The organism is Streptomyces katrae (genome assembly GCF_002028425.1).
Classification (GTDB): domain Bacteria; phylum Actinomycetota; class Actinomycetes; order Streptomycetales; family Streptomycetaceae; genus Streptomyces; species Streptomyces katrae_A.
Genome location: NZ_CP020043.1, coordinates 254,663 through 274,529, shown reverse-complemented (window position 1 = coordinate 274,529; position 19,867 = coordinate 254,663). Strand labels below are relative to the sequence as shown.

3 protein-coding genes and 1 pseudogene are annotated in these 19,867 nt (G+C 76.2%); all 4 read right to left on the bottom strand.

Features of this window, described 5'->3' with window-relative positions:
• Positions 1-10 precede the first annotated feature (10 nt).
• Complete coding sequence (locus B4U46_RS35335; RefSeq protein ID WP_079432333.1) at positions 11-787, bottom strand: thioesterase II family protein; 777 nt, start codon at positions 785-787, stop codon at positions 11-13.
• 107 nt (positions 788-894) lie between these two features.
• Positions 895-1,743 carry a metallophosphoesterase family protein gene (locus B4U46_RS35330; RefSeq protein ID WP_079432332.1) on the bottom strand — a complete coding sequence of 283 codons (849 nt, stop codon included), beginning with the start codon at positions 1,741-1,743 and terminating at the stop codon, positions 895-897.
• Positions 1,743-7,985: pseudogene (locus tag B4U46_RS35325) on the bottom strand (beta-ketoacyl synthase N-terminal-like domain-containing protein); the annotation flags it as partial. The gene B4U46_RS35330 and the pseudogene B4U46_RS35325, both read right to left, overlap by 1 nt.
• Before the next feature lie 75 nt (positions 7,986-8,060).
• Positions 8,061-19,820 carry a type I polyketide synthase gene (locus tag B4U46_RS35320; RefSeq protein ID WP_237293439.1) on the bottom strand — a complete coding sequence of 3,920 codons (11,760 nt, stop codon included), beginning with the start codon at positions 19,818-19,820 and terminating at the stop codon, positions 8,061-8,063.
• Positions 19,821-19,867: the final 47 nt, after the last annotated feature.

Here is a 19,867-nt window from a genome sequence, read left to right as displayed (position 1 = left end):
GGGTGGCGGGTCACACTCGAGCCGGCAGGGCGAACGCGGCCAGGTCTTCGGCCAGGGCCGCGTTCACCGCGTCCCGCTGCGCGTTGAGGTAGAAGTGGCCGCCGGGGAAGGTGCGGAGGCGGAACGCGCCGTCCGTGGCCCCGGCCCAGGCCGCGGCCTCCTCGGCCGTCACCTGCGGGTCGGCGTCCCCGGTGAGCACGCTGACGGGGCAGCGCAGCCGCGCCCCCGGCCGGGGCGCGTACGTCTCCACCGCCGTGTAGTCGCCGCGCAGGGCGGGCAGCACCATCCCGGCGATGTCCGGGTCGGCGAGCAGGGCGGCGCTGCCGCGGTCCAGGCGGACCACCTCCTCGATGATCCCGGCGTCGTCCCGCAGGTGGACCGTCTCCCGGCGGACCGTGGCGGGGCCGCGGCGGCCCGAGACGACCAGCCCGAGCAGCCGTTCCCCGGACGGCCCGTCCTGCAGCCGCAGCGCGGTCTCGTAGGCGAGCGTGGAGCCCATGCTGTGGCCGAAGAAGACCAGCGGGCCGTCCTCGCAGGAGGACAGGACCCCGGCCAGCTCGTCGGCGAGGGCGTGCAGGTCCGTGCGGACCGGCTCGCCGCGGCGGTCCTGGCGGCCCGGGTACTGCACCGACAGCACCCGCACTCCGGGCGACAGGGCCTCGGAGAGCGGGTGGTAGTAGCTGGCCGCCCCGCCCGCGTAGGGGAAGCAGACCAGGGTCGTCCCGTCGTCGGGGGCCGGGTGGTACTGCCTGAGCCACAGGTCGCGCAGAGGCTGGGGGTCCGCCATGGGGAAGGGTCCGTTCTCTCGTCCGTCGGGGCGGCCGCGCCGCGTCCGTCGGCTCCTACGGCACCAGCACCGGCTCGCCCCCCGCTCGAGAACTCCCGGAGAAGCGCTCAGGCTCCGCCCTCGTGCGGCCGCAGCACGTCCCGCAGCACCCCGCGCGGCAGGCCGCGCAGACGGCGTTCGCGCGGATAGCCGATGGAGACCTCGTCGAAGCGGACCCCGTCGTGGTAGGTGGTCCGCGGGATGTGCAGGTGCCCGTACACCACGGCCGCCGCCCGGTAGCGCAGGTGCCAGTCCGCGGTGAGGGTGGTGCCGCACCACTGGGCGAACTGCGGGTAGCGCAGCACGTCGGTGGGCTCACGCACCAGGGGGTAGTGGTTGACCAGGACGGTCGCCAGCGCCGGGTCCACCTCGTCGAGGCGGGCCTCCGTCGCCGCCACCCGGGCCCGGCACCAGCTGTCGGCGTCCGGGTAGGGATCGGGGTGCAGCAGGAACTCGTCCGTGCACACCACCCCCGACGCGTGGGCGGCGGCCAGGGACTGCTCCTTCGTCAGCCCCGGCGCCCGGAACGAGTAGTCGTAGTGCACGAAGAGCGGGGCGACGGCCACCGGGCCGCCCGCCCCCTCCCACACCGGGTACGGGTCCTCCGGGGTCAGGACGTCCAGCGACCGGCACAGCTCCACCAGGTACCGGTACCGGGCCTCCCCGCGCAGCGAGACCGCGTCGTCCTTCGGCGTCCACAGGTCGTGGTTGCCCGGCGTCCACACCACCCGCGCGAACCGCTCGCGCAGCAGGCCCAGCGCCCACTCGATCTCCGCCGCCGTCTCGCTGACGTCCCCGGCCACCAGCAGCCAGTCCTGCGGCGACCGGGGCACGAGCTGCTCCTCGACCAGCCGCCGGTTCTCCGCGTACACCACGTGCAGGTCGGAGACGGCGAGCAGCCGCCCGGCCGCCGCCATCAGCGGGCCACCTTCCGCAGCCAGGCGTCCACGGCGGCCGCGACGGTGCCCGCGTCCGCGCCCAGCAGCGAGAAGTGGTCGCCGCCCACCTCCGCCACGTGGTCGGCGTACTCCCAGCCGGCCGCGCCCGAGGCCGCCGACGCGGAGGCCCGCACCAGCAGCGTCGGCGCCGCCGCGGGCTCCGGCGTCCAGTCGGCGAACACCCGCAGATGGCCGCCCATCGCGAGGAACCTCCCGTCGTCGGGCACCCCGAGCGGGCCGTCCGGGTCGACGAGCCGTTCCGTCAGCACCTCCAGTCCGTGCCGGCCCTCGGCGCGCGCGTACGTGTCGAGCAGCACGACCGCCGCCGCCTCCCGGCCGATCTCCAGCAGCTCCCGGGCCACGGCGTGCGCGATCCAGCCGCCGGAGGAGTGCCCCAGCAGCACCGGCCGCGCCGCGCCCGCCGCCTCGGCGACGGCCTCGGCCTGGGCCCGTACCAGCGCCTGCCGGCTGCGCGGCAGCACCGCCTCGCCGCCGAACCCGGGGTGCGCCAGCACCGTCAGGCCCCGCACCCCGGCCAGGGCACCGGCCAGCGCCAGGTACTCGTGCGGGCCGGAGGCCGCGCCCAGCGACGGGAAAGCGAACAGGCCCGCCGCGCCCTCCCGGTGCGGCGCCAGTTCCGCGGGGGCCGGCCAGTGCTCCACCGCGGCGCGGGAGTCGTAGCCGGGCACCAGCTCGGCCGCCGCCATCAGCAGCGCCGCGCCCTCGGCGGTACGGCCCTGCGCGTGGGCGCCCCGCAGCAGTCCGGCGAACGTGCCCCCGGCCGGCCGCGGGACCTCCTCGGAGCGGGCTCCGCCGAGCAGCCCGGCCAGGTGCCCGGCCAGCCGCGTCACCGACGGGTGGTCGAAGACGGTGACGGGGGCGAGGGTCAGCCCGGTCGCCTCGCGCAGCGAGCGGACCAGCTGCAGAGCGGTCAGCGACTGGAAGCCCAGCTCGGTGAACGAGCGCTCCACGGAGAGCGCTTCGGCGTCGGCGTGCCCGAGCGCGGCGGCCGCGTGGCCGCGCACCAGGGCCGTCAGGGCCGCCGTCCGCTCCGCGGCGGGCAGCGCCGCGAGCCGTTCGCGCGGCGGGATCCCGTCGTCGGCCCGCCGGTTGGCCGCCCGGCGCGGAGGTACGGGCACCAGGGTGCGCAGCAGCGCCGGCACGGGCCGGCCCGAGGCCCGCAACGGGCCCGCGTCGGCCCGGGCGGAGACCAGGGTCAGGCTCCGCGCGAGCGCGTGCCCGAGCGGCGCCGGCCCGGCCGCCCCCGCCAGCGGGGCCAGCCCCGCCGGGGTGCCCTCGGGGTCCGCGCCCCAGCCCAGTACGGCCGCCGGCAGTCCGGCGGCACGGCGGCGGGCGGCCAGCGCGGTGAGGAACGCGCCCAGGACGGCGGTCTCCTCGGCGCAGCCCGCGCCGACGGCGCCGCCGACGCTGGTGACGAACGCCAGCGGGGTGGTGTGCCCGTCCAGGGCGAGCGCGGCGTCCACCGCGGCTTCCAGCGAGGGCCCGTCCGGCCCGGCCAGGTGGACGATGGCCGCGGCCTCCTCGCCGGGCCCCGCCAGCCGTACGCCGTGCCCCTCGGCCAGCTGCCGGGCGGCCTCCTCGGCGCACGGCCCGTCGGAGGCGCCGCTCAGCCGGACCGGCTCCAGGCCTTCGGCGAGCGGCCCCGCCGGGACCGGTTCGGCCCGCACCAGGCGCCGGGCGTAGGCGACGCCGTCGCGCAGGGCCAGCTCCGGCTCCTCGCCGCCCAGCGCCCGCACCAGGGCCTTGCGGCTCGCGTCGCTGTCGTCCACGTCCACCAGCATGAGGCGGCGCGCCCCCTCCTCGGCGAGCCACGCCTGCACCGAGCGCACGAAGCCGCGTACGGCCGCGCCGGCCAGGTCGGGGACGTCCTCCCCGTCCAGCACCGCCTCGGCGCCGCTGGTCACCACGGCCAGCGCCGTGCCGGCGCACCGGGGTTCGGCGAGCCAGGCGCCGACCAGCTCGCGGACCCCGTCCACCGCGGCCCGCACCCGCGCCCCCGACACCTCGGGCGCACCGCCGCCCCGGGTCAACGGCACGAGCAGCAGCCCGGGCAACCCCGCCACCGCCCCGGTTCCGTTCGCGGTCCCGGTTGTGGTTTCGGCGCCTGCCCCGGTTCCGTTCGCGGTCCCGGTTCCGGCCGCGGCCGCCGTCCCGGTCGCCGCCAGCAGGGCCGGCAGGCCGGGGTACGCGGGCGCCCCGTCGCAGGCCGGGAGCACCGACGGGCCCCGTCCACCGCCGTCCGGTACGCCGACCAGCGCCCGGGTCACGCCCGAGGCCGCCTCGGGGGCTTCGGCGGCCCGCTCCCACACCAGGTGCAGCGGGGTGACGGGCCGTCCGCCCCGGCCGCCCCCCGCCGGGGCCGACAGAGTCACGGTGGCGGCCGCCACCGGCCCGCCCCCGGCGTCGGCCAGCTCCAGCTCCACCACCCCGAACGCCCCGCGCACCGCCCGCACCCGCAGCGAGGACGCACCCGTCGCGTACAGGGCCGTACCGCTCCAGGCGAGCGGCGCCAACGGCTGCTCGCCGGCGGCGAGTACGGGGTACAGGGCCGCTTCCAGCAGGGCCGGGTGCAGGGCGTACCCGTCCGCCTGCTCGTGCAGCGCCTCCGGCAGCACGGCCTCGGCGAAGAACTCCTCACCCCGCCGCCAGACCCGCTCCAGGAGGGGATGCTCGTCGTCGAGCTCCACCGGCTCGACGCCCCGCGGCGGCCACACTTCCGACCAGCCCCCACGACCCGCCACCCCGAGGCCGGCGTCGGGCCCGAAGCCCGTGCCCGCGCCGATGGCCCCGCCCGTGCCGGCTGTCGCGTCCGCGCCGATGGGCCCGCCCGTGCCGGCTGTCGCGCCCGTGCCGGCTGTCGCGCCCGCGCCGACGGTCGCGCCGGAACTGCCTGCCGGAACCGGCCCGGTGGCCGCGCCGGCCGGCCCCGTGAGCATGCCCGCCGCGGCGGTTGCGACCGGTCCGGCGTCCGTGCCCGCGGCGGCGGTGACGCCCGTGCCCGTGCCCGGGGTGAAGGACGGGGCCCGGCCGGGGGCCAGGAGGGCCGTCAGGTGGCGTACCCACGGCTCCTCCCCGTCCGCCGCCTCCGGCCGCGAGACCGCGGTCAGCCTGCGCCGGCCCGCCTCGTCCGGGGCCCCCACCAGCAGCTGGAGCCGGACCCCGCCCCGCTCGGGCAGGACCAGCGCGGCCTCGGCGGCCGCCTCGGCGACCTCCGGCAGGCCGACGGCCCCGCCCGCCGCCAGCGCCGCCTCCACCAGCGCCTCGACGGGCACTTCGCCGCCCGCCGGCCACGGGTGGCTGCGCGCCGAGACCGTCCCGGTGAACAGCACCGAGCCGGCTTCCGGCAGGTCCAGCCGGAACGCGGCCAGCGGATGGCCCGTCGCCGTCATCCCGGACGTGCCCGCCCCCTCGCCGCCCGGCGCGCTGTGCAGCCAGTACGGCTCGTGCCGGAACGCGTACGTCGGCAGCGGCACGGTCCGCGGCCGGTGCGCCGCGAACGCGGGCCGCCAGTCCGCCGGCCCGCCCTGCACGTACAGCTCCGCCACCGAGGCCAGGAACCGCTCCGGGCCCCCGTCGTCACGGCGCAGCGACTCCACGACCGCCGCCCGCCCGGACGCGCCGCCCGCGCCGGCCACCGCGTCGAGGGTCTCGGTGATGCCCAGGGTCAGCACCGGGTGCGGGCTGACCTCCACGAAGTAGCGGTGCCCGTCGGCCAGCAGCGCCCGCACCGCCCCCTCGAACCGCACCGTGCGGCGCAGGTTCTCGTACCAGTACTCGGCGTCCAGCGCGGCGCTCTCCACCACCTCGCCGGTCACCGACGAGTACAGCGGCAGCTCCGGCCGCAGCGGCCGCACCGGCGCCAGCACCTCCATCAGCCGCTCCCGGATCGACTCCACCTGCGGGGAGTGCGAGGCGTAGTCCACGGGGATGATCCGGGCCCGCACCCCCTCGGACTCGTACCGGGCCCGCAGTTCCTCCAGCGCGGCCGGCTCGCCCGCCACCACCGTGGCGGCGGGCCCGTTGACGGTGGCCACCGCGATCCGGCCCGCGTATCCGGCCACGTCCAGGGCGGCCTGCTCGTGCGACAGCGCCACCGACATCATCCCGCCGCGCCCCGACAGCTCCGTCAGGAGCCGGCTGCGCCGGGCCACGACGAGGGCGCCGTCCTCCAGCGACAGGGCCCCGGCGACCACGGCCGCCGCGATCTCGCCCTGCGAGTGCCCGACGACGGCCGCCGGCTCCACCCCGTACGCCCGCCACAGCGCCGCCAGCGACACCATCACCGCCCACAGCGCCGGCTGGACCACGTCCACCCGCTCCAGGCCCGGCGCGTCCGGCCGGCCCGCGAGCACGTCGAGCAGCGACCAGTCGGTGTGCGGGGCGAGGGCCGCCGCGCACTCCTCGATCCGCGCCCGGAACACCGGTTCGGCGTCCAGCAGGCCGACGGCCATCCCCATCCACTGGGCGCCCTGCCCGGGGAACACGAACGCCACCCTGCCGTACGCACCGGTCTCGGCCGAGCCCGTCACCAGCCCCGGCGCCGCCTCGCCGGCCGCGAGGGCCGCCAGACCCGCCCGGAACTCCTGCGGGCCGGAACCCAGCAGCACCGCCCGGTGCTCGAACGCGGACCGGCCCGTCGCCAGCGAGAACCCCACGTCGGCGGGACGGGCTTCCGCAGCCGCCTCCAGGTGCCCGGCCAGCCGGGCGGCCTGCGCCCGCAGCGCCGCCCCCGTCCGGCCCGACAGCACCCACGGCACCACGCCCGGCACCGGCCCGGCGGCGGGAGCCTCCTGCGCCGCGGCCTCCGGCGGTGCCTGCTCCAGGATCACGTGCGCGTTGGTCCCGCTCATCCCGAACGAGGACACCCCCGCACGCCGCGGACGGCCCGTCTCCGGCCAGGGCCGCTCCTGCGTCAGCAGCTCCACCTCGCCCATCGACCAGTCGATCTGCGCCGACGGGGCGTCCACGTTGAGGGTGCGCGGCAGCGTGCCGTGCCGCATCGCCTGCACCATCTTGATGACGCCCGCCACCCCTGCCGCGGCCTGCGTGTGCCCGATGTTCGACTTCACCGACCCCAGCCACAGCGGCAGCCCCGCCGCCCGGCCCTGCCCGTACGTCGCGAGCAGCGCCTGCGCCTCGATCGGGTCGCCCAGCCGCGTCCCCGTCCCGTGCGCCTCCACCGCGTCCACATCGGCCGGACCCAGCCCGGCGCTCTCCAGGGCCTGCCGGATGACCCGCTGCTGCGCCCGCCCGCTCGGCGCGGTCAGCCCGTTGCTGGCCCCGTCCTGGTTGACGGCGGAGCCGCGCACGACGGCCAGCACCCGGTGCCCCTTCGCCACCGCGTCCGAGAGCCGCTCCACCAGCAGCATGCCGACGCCCTCGCCCCACGCCGTGCCGTCGGCGCCGTCCGCGAAGGACTTGCAGCGCCCGTCCGGGGCGAGCCCGCGCTGCCGGCTGAACTCCACGAAAGCGCCCGGCGAGGACATGATCGTGACCCCGCCCGCGAGGGCCATCGTGCACTCACCGCGCCGCAGCGCCTGCACCGCCAGGTGCAGGGCGACCAGGGAGGAGGAGCAGGCGGTGTCCACGGTCACCGCCGGGCCCTCCAGGCCCAGCGTGTACGCGATCCGGCCCGAGGCCACACTGCCCGCGCTGCCCGTGCTGAGGTAGCCGCCGAAACCGTCGGGGACCCGCGCGAGCCGGGTCACGTAGTCGTGGTGGATGACGCCCGCGAACACCCCGACGTCCGTCTGCCGCACCGAGACCGGGTCGATGGACGCGTCCTCGAACGCCTCCCACGCCCCCTCCAGCAGCAGCCGCTGCTGCGAGTCCATCGCCAGGGCCTCGCGCGGGGAGATGCCGAAGAACCCCGCGTCGAAGTCGACGGCCTCGTGCAGGAACCCGCCCTCGCGCACGTACGAGGTCCCCGGCCGGGCCGGGTCCTCGTCGAACAGGGCGTCCACGTCCCAGCCCCGGTTCTCCGGGAACGGCGTGCGCCCGTGCCCGCCGCGCCGCACGAGGTCCCACAGCCCGTCGGGGGAGCCGGCACCGCCGGGGAACCGGCAGCTCATGCCGACGATCGCGATCGGCTCGCGCTCCTTCGCCCCGGCCCGCTCCTCCGCCTCCGCGAGCCGGCGTTTGGTCTCACGCAGGTCGGCGGTGGCCCGCTTCAGGTAGTCGAGGAGCTTGGCCTCGTTGTTCTGGCTGGTGTTCGTCACGTGCGATCGCTCCAACAGGGGTCGGGCTTGCGGGGGGTGCGGCTTCGGGTGGCGGCGTCAGAGCGTCCCCAGCTCGCCGTCGAGCAGGTCGAAGATGTCCTCGGCGGTCGCCCCTTCGAGGTCCGCCGTGCCGGTGTCCGGCGCGACCGCCGCCGTCCGGCCGTTCCAGGCGGCCAGGAGCTCCCGCAGCCGGGCCCCGACCGCCGCCTCGTCGGCCGCGTCCACCGCGCCGATCGCCGACTCCAGCCGGTCGATCTCCGCCAGGACCGCCGCCGGCCCGGCCGGCTCCCCGGCCGTGGCCCCGGCGCCGCCGCCGGCGCCCGCGAACTCCTCCAGCAGCCGCTCCGCGAGCGCCGCCGGCGTCGGGCAGTCGAACACCAGCGTCGGCGGCAGCCGCAGCCCCGTCGCCGCCGTCACCCGGTTGCGCAGCTCCAGCGCCGTCAGCGAGTCGATGCCCAGCGCCTTGAACGGCTTCGCCACGTCGACCGTGTCACCGCTCGCGTGCCCGAACACCACCGCCGTGTTCTCCCGGACGATCTCCAGCAGTTCGCGCTCCCGCGCCACCGGCGACAGCCCCGCCAGCCGCTCCGCCGGCGACACCCCGCCGGGCTGCTGCCGCGCCGCGGCCGCCGCCCGCCGGCCCGCCGAACGGACCAGGCCCCGCAGCAGCGGCGGCACCGGACCGGCCGACCCGGACACCGCGCGCAGGTCCAGCCGCGCCGGGACCAGCACCGCCGCACCGTCCGCGAACGCCGCGTCGAACAGCGCCAGCCCCTCCCGCGAGCCCAGCGCCCCCGCGCCGCCCCGCCGGGGCCGCGACCGCTCGCCGCCGTCCAGATGGGCCGTCATCTCGCTGGCCTCCTCCCACATGCCCCACGCCAGGGACACCGCGGGCAGGCCCAGCGCCCGCCGGTGCAGCGCCAGCGCGTCCAGGGAGGCGTTCGCCGCCGCGTAGTTGGCCTGCCCCGGGTTGCCGAACACCCCGGCCGCCGAGGAGAACAGCACGAACGCCGACAGGTCCAGGTCCCGCGTCAGCTCGTGCAGCGCCAGCGCCGCCCCCGTCTTCGGGCGCAGCACCCGCTCCAGCCGCTCCCCGGTCAGCGATCCGAGGATCCCGTCGTCGAGCACACCGGCCGTGTGCACGACCGCCGTCAGCGGGTGCGCCGCCGGGATCCCCGCCAGCAGCCCCGCCAGCGCCTCCCGGTCCGCCACGTCACAGGCCACGACCTCCGCCCGCGCGCCCAGCTCCGCCAGGGCGGCGGTCAGCTCCGCCGCCCCGGCCGCCCGCGGCCCGCGCCGGCTGGTCAGCAGCAGGTGCCGCACCCCGTACTCCCGCACCAGGTGACGGGCCAGCAGCGCGCCCAGCGCGCCCGTACCGCCCGTGACCAGCACTGTGCCCTCCGGGTCGAAGCCCGCCGGGACCGTCAGCACCACCTTGCCGGTGTGCTTGGCCCCGCTGACGTACCGGAACGCGTCCTTGGCCTGCCGGACGTCCCAGGTCGTGACCGGCAGCGGCGACAACTCCCCGCTCTCGAACAGCTCCACCAGCGCGGCGAGCATCTCGCCGATCCGCTCCGGACCGGCGTCCACCAGGTCGAACGCCCGGTACTCCACCCCCGGGTGCGCCTCGGCGACCTCCGCCGGCACCCGGATGTCGGTCTTGCCCATCTCCAGGTACCGGCCACCGCCCGGCAGCAGCCGCAGCGAGGCGTCCACGAACTCCCGGGCCAGGGAGTCGAGGACGATGTCCACGCCCCGCCCGCCGGTGGCCTCCAGGAACGCGCCCTCGAAGTCCAGGGTCCGCGAGTTCGCCAGGTGCGCCCCGTCCAGGCCCGCCGCCCGCAGCACGTCCCACTTGCCGGGGCTGGCCGTGCCGTACACCTCCAGCCCCAGGTGCCGGGCCAGCTGCACGGCGGCCATGCCGACGCCGCCGGCCGCCGCGTGGATCAGCACCCGCTCGCCGCGCCGCGCCCGGGCCAGGTCCACCAGCCCGTAGTACGCGGTCATGAACACGATCGGCACGGCCGCGGCCTGGGCGAACGTCCACCCCTTCGGGACGCGGTGCACGCTCCGCGCGTCGGCGACGGCCACCGGCCCGAACGCCCCGTCGAAGATGCCCATCACCCGGTCGCCCGGCTTCACCGAGGTCACCCCCGGCCCCGTCTCCAGGACCACGCCCGCGCCCTCGCCGCCGAGCACGAACTCGCCCGGGTACAGGCCCAGCGAGAGCATCACGTCACGGAAGTTGAGGCCCGCCGCACGGACCCCGATCCGCACCTGTCCGGCGCCGAGCGGCAGGTCCGCCTCCGGCGCGGGTACCAGCGCCAGGTTCTCCAGGGTCCCCCGGCCCCGCACGTCCAGCCGCCACGACCCCTCACCGGCCGGCGCGGCCAGCGCCTCCGAGGCCAGCGCGCGCGCCAGCCGCGGCACGAAGAACTCCCCGCCGCGCAAGGCCAGCTGGGGCTCGTCGGCGGCCAGGGCGGCGGGCAGCACGTCCCAGCCGAGGCCGGCGCCCGCATGCCCGGGGAGCGGCCCGTCGGCCAGCACGATCCTGCCCGGGTTCTCCGCCTGCGCGGACCGCACCAGACCCCAGACGGCGGCCGCCGCGAGATCGTGCACGGCCTCTCCCGCCCGGGCGACGACCGCACCGGAGGTCAGCAGCAGCAGCCTCGTCCCGGCGAACCGCTCGTCCGCCTGCCAGTCCCGCAGCAGCTCCAGGACCCGCCCGACCAGCTCCCGCACCCGCTCCGCCGAAGCCTCCCCGGCACCCTCCACGGGCACCACCAGCACCTGCGGAGCCACGGCCGCGGCGGCCGCCTCGGCGAGACCGGCGTACGCGTCGAAGCCGACGCCCGCACCGCGCAGGGCCGTGGCGGCGTAGCCGTCCGCGCCGCCCAGCACGGCCCACGTGCCGCCCGCGTCGGCGGCGCCGTCGAGGGCCAGGCCGGCCCATTCCAGGCGGAACAGGGCGTCGCGCGGCGAGCCGTCCTCCAGCTGTTCGGCGGTGACGGCGCGCAGGGCGAGGGATTCGACGGTGGCGACCGGGGCGCCGGTCTGGTCGGCGAGGGTCAGCGCCACGGAGTCCGTTCCGGCGGCGGTGATGCGCACGCGCAGGGCGGTGGCCCCGGTGGCGTGGAGGGAGAGTCCCGTCCAGGCGAAGGGCAGTCGTGCTGCGCCGTCGCCGGTGACGAAGGAGCCGAGGCCGATGCCGTGCAGGGCGGCGTCGAGGAGGGCGGGGTGGATGCCGTAGCGGTCCGCGTCGGTGGTGGCGTCCTCGGGGAGGGCGATCTCGGCGTAGATCTCCTCGCCGAGTTTCCAGGCGGCCTTCAGCCCCTGGAAGACCGGGCCGTAGGCGAGTCCGGCCGTGCTCAGGGCCTCGTACAGGCCGTCGGTGTCGAGCCGTTCGGCGCCGGCGGGCGGCCACACGGCCAGGCCTTCGCCGGGGGCGGACCCGCCGGGAGCCACCGAACCGGAGGCGTGCCGGGTCCACGGGGTGTCCTCGGGGGCGTCCTCCGACCGCGAGAACACCGTGACCGGGCGCGAGCCCGGCCCCTCGGCCGCAGCCTCCCCGACCAGCACCCGCAGCTGGACACCGCCGTCCTCGGGGAGGACGAGCGGGGCTTCGAGGGTCAGCTCGTCCAGGAACCCACAGCCGGCCTCGTCACCGGCCCGCACCGCGAGCTCCGCGACGGCCGCACCGGGCACCACCGGCTTCCCCATCACCCGGTGGTCGCCGATCCAGGCCGGCCCCCGGGTCGTCAGCCGTCCGGTGAACATCACCCCGTCGGAATCGGGCAGGGCGATCGCGGCACCCAGCAGCGGGTGCCCGGCCGCCTTGAGACCGACCGACTCCACGTCCTGCGGGGCCTGCGGGCCGGTGTCCTCCAGCCAGAAACGCTGCCGCTGGAAGGCGTAGGTGGGCAGGTCGACGCGGGAGGCACCGGACTCGGCGAAGAAGGTGTCCCAGTCGACGGACATCCCGCAGAGGGCTTCCCAGTCCAGGTCCACACCGTGGCGGTGCAGCTCGGAGACCGCCGCGGTCAGGCCCTGTACCTCGTCGCGGCCCCGGCGGAGGGTGGGGACGAGTGCGGTGTTCTCGTCGGTGAGGCAGGGGCGGGCCATGGCGGTCAATACGGCGTCGGGGCCCAGCTCCAGGATGGTGGTGGCGCCTTCGGTTTCGAGGGTGTGGATGGCGTCGTGGAAGCGGACGGCTTCGCGGACGTGGCTGACCCAGTAGTCGGGGTGGGCGATCTCGTCGGTGACGAGGCTGCCGGTGAGGGCGGAGACGAAGGGGATGTTCGGCTGGTGGAAGTCCAGGCCGGAGATGGCGTTCCGGAACTCCTCCAGCATCGGGTCCATGAGGGGGGAGTGGAAGGCGTGGCTGACGCGCAGGGCCTTGGACTTGACGCCCAGGGGGGTGAGCAGCGCGACGACTTCCTCGACGGCTTCCCGCGCGCCGGAGATGACGACGGCCTCGGGGCCGTTGACGGCGGCGATGGCCGCGCCGGGGACCAGCAGCGGGGCGACCTGTTCCTCGCCCGCCCGGACGGAGACCATGACCCCGCCCTCGGGCAGGGCTTCCATGAGCCGCCCGCGTGCGCTGACCAATGCGGCCGCGTCGTGCAGGGACAGCACTCCGGCGACGTGTGCGGCGGCGATCTCGCCGACCGAGTGGCCGCCGACGAACCGCGGGGCGATGCCCCAGGACTCCAGCAGCCGGTAGAGGGCGACCTCGATGGCGAAGAGGGCCGGCTGGGTGGTTCCGGTGCGGTCCAGGGCTTCGGCGTCCTCGCCGAAGACGACCTCCTTCAGGCCGTCCCCGAGTTCCGCGCACACCGCGTCGAAGGCGGCCGCGAACACCGCGAACGTCTCGTACAGCTCGCGGCCCATGCCGATCCGCTGGCTGCCCTGCCCTGTGAACAGCACCGCGGGCCCGCTGCCCGGCCCGTTCGCGGACACCGGAGCCGTCGTGGTGGCGCCGTCGCGGGCGAGGGTGCGCAGACCGGCCAGGAACTCCTCGCGGTCCCGGCCCACGACCACCGCGCGGTGTTCCATCTCGGACCGCCCCATCAGGGAGTACGCCACGTCGGCGACGGCCAGCTCGGGCCGTGCCTCGACGTGCGCCAGCAGGCGCTCGGCCTGCGCCCGCAGGGCTTCCGCCGAGCGGCCCGAGAGCATCCACGGCACCAGTGCGCCGTCCGCGAGCGGCCGGGCGGTCGTGGTGGCCGGTTCCTGCTCGGGGGCCTGCTCCAGGATGACGTGGGCGTTGGTGCCGCTGATGCCGAACGAGGAGACGCCCGCGCGGCGCGCGCGGCCGGTCTCGGGCCAGGCCCGGTCCTCGGTCAGCAGCTCCACCGCGCCCGCCGACCAGTCGACCTGGCTCGACGGGGCGTCGATGTGCAGGGTGCGGGGGAGGACCCCGTGGCGCATGGCCTGCACCATCTTGATGATGCTCGCGACACCGGCGGCGGCCTGGGTGTGCCCGATGTTGGACTTGATGGAGCCCAGCCACAGCGGTTCGCCGTCCGCCCGGTCCTGTCCGTAGGTGGCGAGGAGGGCCTGGGCTTCGATGGGGTCGCCGAGCTTGGTTCCCGTGCCGTGGGCTTCGACGGCGTCGACGTCGGCGGTGGTCAGCCCGGCGGCGTCGAGGGCCTGGCGGATGACGCGCTGTTGGGAGGGGCCGTTGGGGGCGGTGAGGCCGTTGCTGGCGCCGTCCTGGTTGACCGCGCTGCCGCGGACGACGGCCAGGACGCGGTGTCCGTTGGCCACGGCGTCCGAGAGCCGTTCCACGAGCAGCATGCCGACGCCTTCGCCCCAGCCGGTGCCGTCGGCGCCGTCGGCGAAGGACTTGCAGCGGCCGTCGGCCGCGAGCCCGCGCTGACGGCTGAACTCCACGAAGGTGCCGGCCGAGGACATCACCGTCACCCCGCCCGCCAGGGCCATCGTGCACTCACCGCGCCGCAGCGCCTGCACGGCCAGGTGCAGGGCGACGAGGGAGGAGGAGCAGGCGGTGTCCACGGTCACCGCCGGGCCCTCCAGCCCGAACAGGTACGAGACGCGTCCGGAGGCGACGCTGCCGCTGCTGGCGGTGCCCCGGAAGCCTTCGAGTTCCTGCGGGATCGAGGAGAGCCGCGTCAGGTAGTCGCGGTACATCAGCCCGGCGAAGACGCCCGTACGCGAGCCCTTCATCGCCTTGGGGTCGATCCCGGCCCGCTCGAAGGCCTCCCAGGCGGCCTGGAGCAGCAGCCGCTGCTGCGGGTCCATCGCGAGGGCTTCGCGCGGGGAGATCCCGAAGAACTCCGCGTCGAACTCGGCCACGTCGTGCAGGAAGCCGCCCTCGCGGGTGTACGAGGTCCCCCGGTGCTCGGGGTCGGGGTGGTAGATGGCCTCCAGGTCCCAGCCGCGGTTCTCCGGGAAGCCGGTGATGCCGTCCCGGCCGTCGGCGACCAGCCGCCACAGGTCCTCGGGGGTTTCGACGCCGCCCGGGTAGCGGCAGCTCATGCCGACGATCGCGATCGGCTCGTCGTCGCCGGCCGCCACCGGGGCGGCGGACCGGGCGTCGGTGTCCTCGCCGACCAGCTCGGTCCGCAGGAACTCGGCGAGGGCGGCCGGATTGGGGTGGTCGAAGACCACCGTCGAGGAGAGCCGGACACCCGTCTCGGCCATCAGCAGGTTGCGGAACTCGACCGCCGTGAGGGAGTCGAAGCCCAGCTCGCGGAAGGCCCGCTCGGCGTCCACCGCACCGCCGCCGACGTGCCCGAGGACCGCGGCGGCCCGCGTGCACACCAGGTCCAGCAGGAGCGCCCGCTGTTCGGTCCGGCCCAGTACCGCCAGGCGGTTCGCCAGTGAGGATCCGGTGTCGGCCGCCGCCGCGGCGGTACCGCGCCGCCGGGTCGTGCCGACCAGGGTCCGCAGGAGGCCGGGGGTCTGGTCGCGGGTGCGCAGGGTGCGCAGGTCGAGGGGGACGGGGACGAGGAGGGGTTCTCCGGTGCCGAGGGCGGCGTCGAAGAGGGCCAGGCCCTGGTCGATGGTGAGGGCGTGGATGCCGGAGCGGCCGATGCGTTCGACGTCCTCGTCGGAGAGGGTGTCGCCCATGCCGCCGACCCCGGCCCACAGGCCCCAGGCGAGCGACAGGCCGGGCAGGCCGGCGGCCCGGCGTTCGGCTATGAGGGCGTCGAGGTAGCTGTTCGCGGCCGCGTAGCCCGCCTGTCCCGCACCGCCGAAGACTCCGGCGACGGAGGAGAAGACCACGAAGGCGGAGAGCCCGGCATCCCGGGTCAGCTCGTGCAGGTGGTGGGCCGCGTCCGCCTTGGGGCGCAGGACGGCGGTTACGCGCTCGGGGGTCAGCGCCCCGATCACCCCGTCGTCCAGCACACCGGCGGAGTGCAGGACGGCGGTCAGGGGCCGGTCGAGGGTGTCCAGGAGCGCGGCGAGTGCTTCGCGGTCGGCGGCGTCGCAGGCGGCGATGCGGACGCGTGCCCCCAACTCTTCCAGATCCGTGGCGAGTTCGGTGGCGCCGGGGGCGTTCTCGCCGCGTCGGCTGGTCAGCAGGAGGTCGCGGACGCCGTGCTGGGTGACCAGGTGGCGGGCGAACAGGGCGCCGAGGCCGCCCGTGCCGCCGGTGATCAGGACGGTGCCGTCCCCGAACGCCGGCCCCTCGGCCGGGGCGGGCGTGGCCCGGGCCAGGCGGGGGACGAGGGTCCGGCCGTCCCGCAGGGCGATCTGCTCCTCGCCGGCGGCGAGCGCGGTGGAGATCTGTTCCCAGGTGGCTTCGATGTCGGCGGTCTCGACCAGGGCGAACCTGCCGGGGTTCTCGGTCTGCGCGGTACGCACCAGTCCCCACACGGCGGCCGTGGCCGGGTCCTGCCGCTCGGCGGTGAACACCAGCCGGGAGGCGGCGAAGCGCTCCTCGGCCAGCCAGGACCGCACCAGCCGCAGGGCCTCGGCGACGGCGGAATGCACCTCGCCTGCCGGGGTGCGGGTGAGCAGGTACGGGGGAACGCCGTCGCCGTCGCCCTCCTCGTCCAGCCAGGCCCACTCCCCGCCGGTACCGTCCCCGAGCACGGGCTCGACCCATTCCAGGCGGAACAGGGCGTCGCGCAGCGAGCCGTCCTCCAGCTGCTCGGCGGTGACGGCACGCAGGGCGAGGGATTCGACGGTGGCGACGGGCGCCCCGGTCTGGTCGGCGAGGGTGAGTGCCACCGAGTCCGTCCCGGTGGGGGCGATGCGGACCCGCAGGGCAGAGGCCCCGGCCGCGTGCAGGGACACCCCCGACCAGTTGAACGGCAGTCGTGCTGCGCCGTCGCCGGTGACGAAGGAGCCGAGGCCGATGCCGTGCAGGGCGGCGTCGAGGAGGGCGGGGTGGATGCCGTAGCGGTCCGCGTCGGTGGTGGCGTCCTCGGGGAGGGCGATCTCGGCGTAGATCTCCTCGCCGAGTTTCCAGGCGGCCTTCAGCCCCTGGAAGACCGGGCCGTAGGCCAGTCCGGCCGTGCTCAGGGCCTCGTACAGGCCGTCGGTGTCGAGCCGTTCGGCGCCGGCGGGCGGCCACACGGCCAGGCCTTCGCCGGGGGCGGACCCGCCGGGGGAGAGCGAACCGGAGGCGTGCCGGGTCCACGGGGTGTCCTCGGGGGCGTCCTCCGGGCGGGAGTACAGGCTCAGTGCCCGCCGGCCCTGCCCGTCCGGCTCCGCCACCGTGAGCCGCAGCTGGACCCCGCCGTCCTCGGGCAGCACCAGGGGCGCGGCCAGGGTCAGTTCGTCGAGGGTGCCGCAGCCGGCCTCGTCACCGGCCCGCACGGCCAGCTCCACGAGCGCCGCGCCGGGAACGACCGCCCGGCCCAGCACCCGGTGGTCCGCCAGCCAGCCGTGCGAGCGCAGTGACAGCCGGGCGGTGAACAGGAAGCCCCCGGAGTCGGCCAGGGAGATCGCGGTACCGAGCAGCGGATGCCCGGCCAGGCTCAGCCCCAGTTCGGCTGCGACCGCACCGGCGCCGAGCGCGCCCGGGGTGCCGGCGGACTTCAGCCAGTACCGCTCGCGCTGGAAGGCGTACGTCGGCAGGTCCGTCACCGCCGGGCGGGTGTCGGCGTGGAAGCGTTCCCAGTCCACCCGTACGCCCCGCACGTGCAGCTGGGCGACGGCGTGCACCAGCGACCACACCTCGGGCCGGTCCCGGCGCAGCGACGGCACCAGCGCGGCCTCGGACTCGGCGGTCAGGCAGGCGCGGGCCATCAGGCTCTGCATGGCGAGCGGCCCGACCTCCAGGTAGGTCGTCACCCCCTCCGACTCCAGCGTCCGCACCGCGTCGACGAACCGCACGGCCTCGCGGACGTGCCGCACCCAGTACTCGGGGTCGCACATCCGGTCGGCGTCCATCAGCTCGCCGGTCAGTGCGTCGACCATCGGGATGCGCGGCGCCCGGAAGGTGAGCGAACGGGCGACCTCCCGGAAGGCGTCGAGCATCGGGTCCATGTGCGGGGAGTGGAAGGCGTGCCCGACGGTCAGCCGCTTGATGCGGTAGCCCTCGGCCTTCCAGCGGTCGCCGAGCCCGGCGATCAGGTCCTCGTCGCCCGAGACCACGAACGCCTCCGGCCCGTTGACGAGGCCGATGCTCACCCGCCCGTCGAGTTCGTCCAGGGCCTCGCGGACCACCTGCTCGGGAGCCTCGACGGCGACCATGCCGCCGCCCGCGGGCAGCTCGTTCATCAGCCGGCTGCGGGCGGTCACCAGGGTCGCGGCGTCGGCGAGCGAGAGCACGCCGGTGACGTGGATGGCGGCCGAGTCGCCGATCGAGCCGCCCGAGACCAGGTCGGGGCGGATGCCCCAGTGCTCCAGCAGCCGGTACAGGGCGACTTCGAGGGCGAAGATGGCCGGCGAGGAGTACAGGGTGCGGTCGATGAGGGCGGACTCGGGGGTGCCCTCGGGGGCGAACACGATCTCGCGGATCGGCCGGTCCAGGTGTCGGTCGAGTTCGGCGCAGACCTCGTCGAAGGCGGCGGCGAACACCGGGAACGCCTCGTACAGTTCACGGCCCATGCCGGGGCGCTGGCTGCCCTGGAAGGTGAACAGGAACGCCGTGCGGCCCTTCCCGGCCGTGCCCCGCACCAGCCCGGGCGCGGCTCCGGCGCCGCCGGCGAGGGCGTCGAGGGCGCCGAGTAGTTCCTCGCGGTCGTCGGCGACGACGGCGGCCCGGTGCTCCCAGGTGGAGCGGGATGCGGCCAGCGAGTAGGCGAGGTCGACGGGGGCGGCGGCCGCCGCCTCGGGGGACTCCCGCAGGAACGCGGCCAGCCGCCCGGCCTGGGCCCGCAGGGCCTCGGGGGTGCGGCCGGAGACGAGGAACGGGAGGGTGGCGGGTGGGGTGACGGCGGCGGCCTGCGGCTGCGGCTCCGCGCCCTCGGGCTCGGCGTCGGCGGGGACGGCCTCGGGGGCCTGCTCCAGGATGATGTGCGCGTTGGTGCCGCTGATGCCGAACGAGGAGACGCCCGCGCGGCGCGCGCGGCCGGTCTCGGGCCAGGGCCGGGCCTCGGTCAGCAGCTCGACGGCTCCGGCCGACCAGTCGACGTGGCTCGACGGGGCGTCGACGTGCAGGGTGCGCGGGAGGGAGCCGTGGCGCATGGCCTGCACCATCTTGATGACGCCCGCGACACCGGCGGCGGCCTGCGTGTGCCCGATGTTGGACTTCACCGAGCCCAGCCACAGGGGGGCGGAGCCTGCCCGGTCCTGTCCGTAGGTGGCGAGGAGGGCCTGGGCTTCGATGGGGTCGCCGAGCTTGGTTCCCGTGCCGTGGGCTTCGACGGCGTCGACGTCGGCGGTGGTGAGCCCGGCGCTGTCGAGGGCTTGGCGGATGACGCGCTGCTGGGAGGGGCCGTTGGGGGCGGTCAGGCCGTTGCTGGCGCCGTCCTGGTTGACCGCGCTGCCGCGGACGACGGCCAGGACGCGGTGTCCGTTGGCCACGGCGTCCGAGAGCCGTTCCACGAGCAGCATGCCGACGCCTTCGCCCCAGCCGGTGCCGTCGGCGCCGTCGGCGAAGGACTTGCAGCGGCCGTCCGCCGACAGGCCCCGCTGGCGGCTGAACTCCACGAAGGTCGCGGGCGTCGCCATGACGGTGACCCCGCCCGCGAGGGCCATCGTGCACTCACCGCGCCGCAGCGCCTGCACGGCCAGGTGCAGGGCGACGAGGGAGGAGGAGCAGGCGGTGTCCACGGTCACCGCCGGGCCCTCCAGGCCCAGCGTGTACGAGATGCGGCCGGAGGCGATGCTGCCCGCGCTGCCGTTGCCGAGGTAGCCCTCCAGCTCCTCGGGCACCTCGGCGACGCTCGTCCCGTAGTCGTGGTACATCAGCCCGGCGAAGACCCCGACCCGCTGCCCCTTCACCGACAGCGGGTCGATGCCCGCCCGCTCGAACGCCTCCCACGAGGTCTCCAGCAGCAACCGGTGCTGCGGGTCCATCGCCTGCGCCTCGCGCGGCGACACCCCGAAGAACCCCGCGTCGAACTCCCCGGCGGCGTCGAGGAAACCGCCTTCGCGGGTGTACGAGGTCCCCCGCCGCTCCGGGTCCTCGTCGTACAGGGCCTCCACGTCCCAGCCCCGGTCGGAGGGGAAGACGCAGATGCCGTCCCGGCCGCCCGACACCAGCTCCCACAGGTCCTCCGGCGTCCGCACGCCACCGGGGTAGCGGCAGCTCATCCCGACGATCGCGATCGGCTCGGTGGCCTCCGCCTCCACCTCGCGAAGCCGTCGAGTCGTCTGACGCAGGTCGGCGGTGACCCGCTTCAGGTAGTCAACGAGCTTCGTTTCGTCCGACATCGGTGTATCGCCTTTCAAGGAATTCCTGTGCTTCGGAGCTTCGTAGCTTCGGATCGGTGCGGGGA

Coding starts and splice junctions, on each gene's coding strand:
- B4U46_RS35335 (WP_079432333.1), bottom strand. CDS start 787: ATGGCGGACCCCCAGCCTCTGCGCGACCTGTGGCTCAGGCAGTACCAC.
- B4U46_RS35330 (WP_079432332.1), bottom strand. CDS start 1,743: ATGGCGGCGGCCGGGCGGCTGCTCGCCGTCTCCGACCTGCACGTGGTG.